1 protein-coding gene is annotated in these 368 nt (G+C 69.6%); it reads left to right on the top strand.

All coding sequences use genetic code 11. The features are described 5' to 3' along the window. Window positions 1-368 (top strand): protein kinase domain-containing protein (locus ACLZOT_RS50515; RefSeq protein ID WP_416976059.1); only part of this gene is annotated, 368 nt, incomplete at both ends.

Here is a 368-nt window from a genome sequence, read left to right as displayed (position 1 = left end):
GCGAGAACGGGTCCGCCGTGAGGCCCGCGTGGCCGCCGCCCTCCAGCACCGCGGGGTCACCGTCGTCCATGACTTCGGCGAGTCCGACGGCATCCTGTTCCTGGTCATGGAACTGCTCCAGGGCCGCAACCTCAGCCAGCTCCTGGAGGACAACAAACACCACCCGCTGCCCGTCCCGGACGTCGTCGAGATCGCCGACCAGGTCGCCGCCGCCCTCGCCTACACCCACCAGCAGGGCATCGTGCACCGCGACCTGAAGCCGGCGAACATCATGCGGCTCCCCGACGGCACCGTGAAGATCTGCGACTTCGGCATAGCGCGCCTCGCCCACGACATCGGCTTCACCTCCCGGCTGACCGGCACCGGCA

Source organism: Streptomyces sp. 4F14 (genome assembly GCF_048159485.1).
Lineage (GTDB): Bacteria > Actinomycetota > Actinomycetes > Streptomycetales > Streptomycetaceae > Streptomyces.
Note: the sequence above shows the minus strand (reverse complement) of the source record. Positions and strands in the feature narration are given on the sequence as shown.